The sequence below is a fragment of the Nocardioides dubius genome (assembly GCF_039528155.1).
Taxonomy (GTDB): domain Bacteria; phylum Actinomycetota; class Actinomycetes; order Propionibacteriales; family Nocardioidaceae; genus Nocardioides; species Nocardioides dubius.
In genome coordinates this window covers 139,783-145,479 of the sequence record NZ_BAAALG010000001.1, presented here as the reverse complement: position 1 = coordinate 145,479, position 5,697 = coordinate 139,783, and the positions used below count along the sequence as shown (strand labels likewise).

The 5,697-nt window shown below is 69.7% G+C and carries 4 protein-coding genes; 2 read left to right on the top strand and 2 right to left on the bottom strand.

Annotated features, from left to right (window positions below):
• Positions 1-45: 45 nt before the first annotated feature.
• Together ABD151_RS00610 and ABD151_RS00605 are read right to left on the bottom strand one after the other, a co-directional pair.
• Positions 46-222: a DUF6104 family protein gene (locus ABD151_RS00610; RefSeq protein ID WP_343990148.1), complete on the bottom strand. Its 177-nt coding sequence runs from the start codon at positions 220-222 to the stop codon at positions 46-48.
• Positions 222-3,950, bottom strand: a complete 3,729-nt coding sequence (locus tag ABD151_RS00605; protein ID WP_343990145.1) for a multifunctional oxoglutarate decarboxylase/oxoglutarate dehydrogenase thiamine pyrophosphate-binding subunit/dihydrolipoyllysine-residue succinyltransferase subunit — start codon at positions 3,948-3,950, stop codon at positions 222-224. The genes ABD151_RS00610 and ABD151_RS00605 overlap by 1 nt, the downstream gene beginning before the upstream one ends.
• Before the next feature lie 140 nt (positions 3,951-4,090).
• Between ABD151_RS00605 and ABD151_RS00600 the strand changes: the two genes are divergently transcribed.
• Together ABD151_RS00600 and ABD151_RS00595 are read left to right on the top strand one after the other, a co-directional pair.
• Positions 4,091-4,762 carry a hypothetical protein gene (locus ABD151_RS00600; protein ID WP_343990142.1) on the top strand — a complete coding sequence of 224 codons (672 nt, stop codon included), beginning with the start codon at positions 4,091-4,093 and terminating at the stop codon, positions 4,760-4,762.
• Positions 4,759-5,676, top strand: a complete 918-nt coding sequence (locus tag ABD151_RS00595; RefSeq protein ID WP_343990139.1) for an LCP family protein — start codon at positions 4,759-4,761, stop codon at positions 5,674-5,676. The genes ABD151_RS00600 and ABD151_RS00595 overlap by 4 nt, the downstream gene beginning before the upstream one ends.
• The last annotated feature ends 21 nt before the right edge of the window (positions 5,677-5,697 follow it).

The following is a 5,697-nucleotide window of genomic DNA, read 5'->3' as shown; positions in this document are numbered from 1 at the left end:
CGGTGGGGCCCTCCTGTGTCGTTCTGGTCAGCTGTGTGGTGCTGCTCAGTCCTCCGGGTCGTCGAGCCTGGCGAGCCAGGTGGCGAACCGTTCGACCGCGTTCTCGAACTCGGGGTGGATGTCGGTGAACTCCTGGAGGCGGTCGGCGAGCCACTCCAAGGTGACCTCCTCGTCGCCGCGCCGCTTCAGGAGCTCCTCGATGCCCCGGTCCGTGTAGTACATCAGGCGAACGCCGTGTCGAGGAGGACCTTCTGCTCCTCCTGGTGACGCTTGGCGGTGCCCACCGACGGCGACGCCGACGCGGTGCGGCTGACCAGCTCGACGCTCAGGCCGAGCTCGTTCCACACGTTCAGGGCGTAGTACGGCCACGGACCCATGTTCTTCGGCTCGTCCTGGACCCAGCGGATGTGCTTGAGGTTCGGGTACTTCGCGACCTCGGCAGCGATCAGCTCGTCGGGCGAGGGGTAGAGCCGCTCGACGCGGGCGATGGCGAACCGCTCCGCGTTCTCCAGGCCGCCCCGTGCCTTGACCAGGTCCCAGGTGACGCGACCCGAGCAGAGCAGCAGCGTGTCGACCTTGTTCGGGTCCTCCACGTTGTCGCCGATCAGCGGGAGGAACGAGCCCTCGGTGAAGTCGCCGGGCTGCGAGGCGGCCTCCTTGCGCTTGAGCATCGACTTCGGGGTGAAGACCACCAGCGGGCGGTGCTCCTCGCCGAGCGAGTGGCGACGCAGCAGGTGGAAGTAGGACGCCGGCGTCGACGGCTGCGCCACGACGATGTTGTCCTCGGCGCACATGCTCAGGAAGCGCTCGATGCGGGCCGACGAGTGGTCGGGGCCCTGGCCCTCGTAGCCGTGGGGGAGCAGCAGCACGACGCCGGACTGCTGACGCCACTTCGCCTCGCTGGAGGTGATGAACTCGTCGATCACGGTCTGCGCGCCGTTGACGAAGTCACCGAACTGCGCCTCCCAGAGCACGAGTGCGTCCGGGCGTGCCACCGAGTAGCCGTACTCGAAGCCGAGAGCGGCGTACTCGCTGAGCAGCGAGTCGTAGACGTAGAACTTCGCCTGGTCCTCGCTGAGCGCGGTCAGCGGCGTCCACTCGTCGGCGTTGTGCCGGTCGATGATGGTCGCGAAGCGCTGCACGAACGTGCCGCGGCGGCTGTCCTGGCCGGCCAGGCGCACCGGGCGGCCCTCCATCAGCAGCGAGCCGAAGGCGAGGATCTCGCCGGTGCCCCAGTCGATCGGGCCGTCGGTGATCGCGGCGGCGCGACGCTGCAGCTGCGGCATCACCTTGGGGTGCACGGTGAAGCCCTCGGGCGGCGTGATGTAGGCGTCCGAGATCCGCTTCATCACCTCGGGGGCGATCGCGGTGACGGCCTCGCCGGCGGGCTTCTCCGGGTAGTCCGGGACGGTGGTCCACTCGTCGGGCTGCGAGGTGGCCTCGCGAACCTCGGTGAAGACCCGCTCCAGCTGCTGCTGGTAGTCGCGCAGCACCTGCTCGGCCTCGTCGATGGTGATGTCGCCGCGACCGATCAGGGACTCGGTGTAGAGCTTGCGCACCGAGCGCTTCTGCTCGATCAGGTCGTACATCAGCGGCTGGGTGTAGCTCGGGTCGTCGCCCTCGTTGTGGCCGCGACGGCGGTAGCAGACCAGGTCGATGACGACGTCCTTGTTGAACGCCTGGCGGTACTCGAAGGCGAGCCGCGCAACCCGGATGCAGGCCTCCGGGTCGTCGCCGTTCACGTGGAAGATCGGCGCCTGCACCATCCGGGCGACGTCCGTGGCGTACAGCGAGGAGCGCGAGGAGCCCGGCGAGGTGGTGAAGCCGACCTGGTTGTTGACGACCAGGTGGATCGAGCCACCGGTGCGGTAGCCGCGCAGCTGGGAGAGGTTGAGCGTCTCGGCCACCACGCCCTGACCTGCGAAGGCGGCGTCACCGTGGATCAGCAGCGGCAGCACCGGGAACTCCAGGCCGCGGTCGAGCACGTCCTGCTTGGCGCGGGCGATGCCCTCCAGGACCGGGTCGACGGCCTCGAGGTGCGACGGGTTGGCCGCGACCGACACCTTGATGGTGTCGCCCTTGCCGGAGAGGAACTCGCCCTCGGCGCCCAGGTGGTACTTGACGTCGCCGGAGCCCTGCACGGTGCGCGGGTCGATGTTGCCCTCGAACTCGCGGAAGATCTGCGAGTACTTCTTGCCGACGATGTTGGCCAGCACGTTGAGCCGACCGCGGTGCGCCATGCCGATGGTGACCTCGTCGAGGCTGATCTCGGCGGCGGCCTCGCAGATCTCGTCGATCACCGGGATGGTGGTCTCGCCACCCTCGAGGCTGAACCGCTTCTGGCCGACGAACTTGGTCTGCAGGAAGGTCTCGAAGGCCTCGGCCTGGTTGAGCTTCAGCAGGATCCGCAGCTGCTCCTCGCGCGGCGTCTTGGTGTGCGGCACCTCGACGCGCTCCTGGATCCACTTGCGCTGCTCCGGAGACATGATGTGCATGTACTCGATGCCGATGGTGCGGCAGTAGGAGTCACGCAGGATGCCGAGGATGTCGCGCAGCTTCATGAAGCGCCGGCCCTCGCCGCCGAACGAGCCGGTGGCGAACTCGCGGTCGAGGTCCCACAGGGTCAGCCCGTGGTTCTCGATCTCCAGGTCCGGGTGGCTGCGCTGGCGGTACTCGAGCGGGTCGGTGTCGGCCATCAGGTGACCGCGGACCCGGTAGGCGTGGATCAGCTCGAGGATCCGGGCCTGCTTGGAGATGTCCTCGTCGTGGCTGGTGGCGATGTCCGCACGCCACCGGATCGGCTGGTAGGGGATCCGCAGCGAGGCGAAGATCTCGTCGTAGAAGCCGTCCTCGCCGAGGAGCAGCTGGTGCACCCGGCGCAGGAACTCGCCCGACTGCGCGCCCTGGATGACGCGGTGGTCGTAGGTCGAGGTGATCGTCATGATCTTGCTGACCGCGTTGCGGGTCAGGGTGTCGTCCGAGGCACCCTGGAACTCCGGCGGGTACTCCATGGAGCCGACGCCGAAGATGGCCGCCTGGCCGCTCATCAGACGCGGCACGGAGTGGCTGGTGCCGAGGCCGCCGACGTTGGTCAGCGAGATGGTGGTGCCGGAGTAGTCCTCCATGCCCAGCTTGTTGTCGCGGGCCTTGCGGACGATCGCCTCGTAGGCGGTCCAGAAGGCGGCGAAGTCCATCGACTCGCAGCCCTTGATCGAGGGCGCCACCAGCTGGCGGGTGCCGTCGGGCTTCTGCTGGTCGATGGCCAGGCCCAGGTTCACGTGGGCGGGGGAGACCAGGGTGGGCTTGCCGTTGACCTCGGCGAAGGTGCTGTTCATCTCCGGCATCGCACGCATCGCGCGGACGATCGCGTAGCCGATCAGGTGGGTGAAGCTGACCTTGCCGCCGCGCGCACGCTTGAGGTGGTTGTTGATGACGGTGCGGTTGTCCCACAGCAGCTTCACCGGGATGTTGCGCACCGACGTCGCGGTGGGCACGGAGAGCGAGACGTCCATGTTCTTCGCGGTGGCGGCGGGGATGCCGCGCAGCGTGGTGTACGTGGGCTCGTCGGCGGCAGCCGAGGTGGCCGGCTTCTGCGGGTCGCGGGGCTCCGGGGAGGTGGTGCCCTTGGCCGGCTCGGCGGCCTTGCTGGCCGGACGGGGCTTGGCCACCGGGGCCGGCGGCTGAGCAGCGGGAGCCGCGGCAGCAGGAGCCGAGGCGGCCGGGGCCGCAGCAGCAGGAGCCGCAGCGGCCGGGGCGGCCGCGTTAGGGGTGGGGACGCTCGGCGTGGCGGCAGGGGCGGTGGTGCCGCCTGCATCGCGCGCGGTGAAGTACTCGCTCCACTCCGCGCTCACACTTGCCGGGTCACGACGGTACTGCTCGAACATCTCGTCAACGAGCCATTCGTTGGCTCCGAAGTCTGTGTGGGAGTTGTTCTGAGAAGACTCAGCCACTTCTAGGTTCGCCTCTTCCGGTGCAGCTGATGTGTGGGGTCAAGGGTCAAGGCTAGACCCACCGCCAACCAAATGCTTCGGACGGTGTCGTATCTCGGGCAAGGTTTGTGGCCAGGGCCCGAAACGGGGAAGGTGTGGAGATGGCGAACAGACCGCGCAGGACCGTGACGTCACTGCTGATTCCGCTTGCTCTGAGCCTGGCTCTGGTGGGGTGCACGGGCTCGGGCGACGACGAGGAGGACAGTGGCACGCCCCCCGCCGCGGCACCGTCGTCGGCGCCTCTCGACGCCGCTGCGGGCAGGGTCACCGGGCGGATGAAGGCGGCCTCGCGCGACGAGACCGCCGCCGAGGTGGCGGCTGTCGTCGACGCCTGGTTCGAGGCTGCCTACCTCGGCGAGGAGCCCGGTGCCGATGCCGCAACGGCATGGCCGGGCTTCACCCGGCGCCTCGCCGTCCAGGCGCGCAAGGACGCCGGTCTGACCAGCAACGCCGGGCTCGCCTCGGCGACCGCGACGGTGCGCAAGGTCCGGGTCGACCTGCTGGCGGTCAAGGGCCGGGCGGTGGGCGCCACTGCCCGGTTCCGGCTGGTGCTCGACACCACCTCGGGCGACGACGCGGGCTCCGGTGCCGCCGGGCCGGCGGACCCCGAGCAGACCGACACCGGAGCACCGGCCGACACCGGAGCGCCCGGCGACGGCACGGGCCGCAGCGTTCTGACCGGGCGGGTGTCGCTGACGCCGGCAGGCTCCGGGTGGCGGATCTTCGAGTACCGCGTGGCACGCAACGACCAGCAGGGAGGGGACGCACAGTGAGCAGCAAGCGGGGAGTGGGAGCACGCCTGTGCCGCAGGCTGACGGTGGCCGCCGTGCTCGGACTGACGGTGCTGGCGGTGCCCGACGGCGACGTCGCCCCGACCACGTCGGCGCTGGTCAAGGTGGAGCGGGCCCAGGGCATCGACCTGTCGCCGCAGGTGGTCTGGATCCTGGCGCTCGGCTCGGATGCCCGGATGGGGCAGGACGTGCTCCGCAGCCGGGCCGACGCGATCCAGTTGGTCGGGATCGACACCCGCACCGGGGCGGCCACCGCGATCGGGGTGGCGCGCGACTCGTGGGTCGCGATCCCGGGGCACGGATCGAACCGGATCAACGCCGCGCTCTTCTACGGCGGCCCGCAGTTGATGGCCGAGACGATGAAGGGCCTGACCGGCATCGAGCCCGACTACGTGATGGTCTCCAGCTTCTGGGGGCTGCGGCACATGGTGGACGCGATCGGTGGCATCACCGTGGACAGCGAGTTCGCCTTCTCCGACCCGTACCTGCGACCCGAGGGGTACCGGGTCGGCAAGAACAAGCTGGAGGGCTACGGGGCGCTGCACTTCGCGCGGATCCGCAAGTCGCTGCCGCGCGGTGACTTCGACCGCTCCGCCAACCAGCAGGAGGTGATCGCGGCGATCCAGCGCAAGGTGGCGGCGAATGCGGATCGCCCCGGCTTCCTCGACACCGGGGTGCTCTCGGTGCTGAAGAACATGGACGCCCAGGTGCGGCCTGCCGAGCTCTTCCGGCTGGCGCGGGCCGTGGCGGCGGTGGACCCGGGCAAGGTCACCGGGTGCGTGTTGACCGGCAGCTTCGCCAACGTCGGGGGAGCGAGCGTGGTGATGCCGGACACCGCCCTGGCCAAGCGGTGGGGCGACGACGCCCGCAAGGACGCCCGGATCGAGCGCTGCTGAGCGGCAGGTCCGGTCGACGCC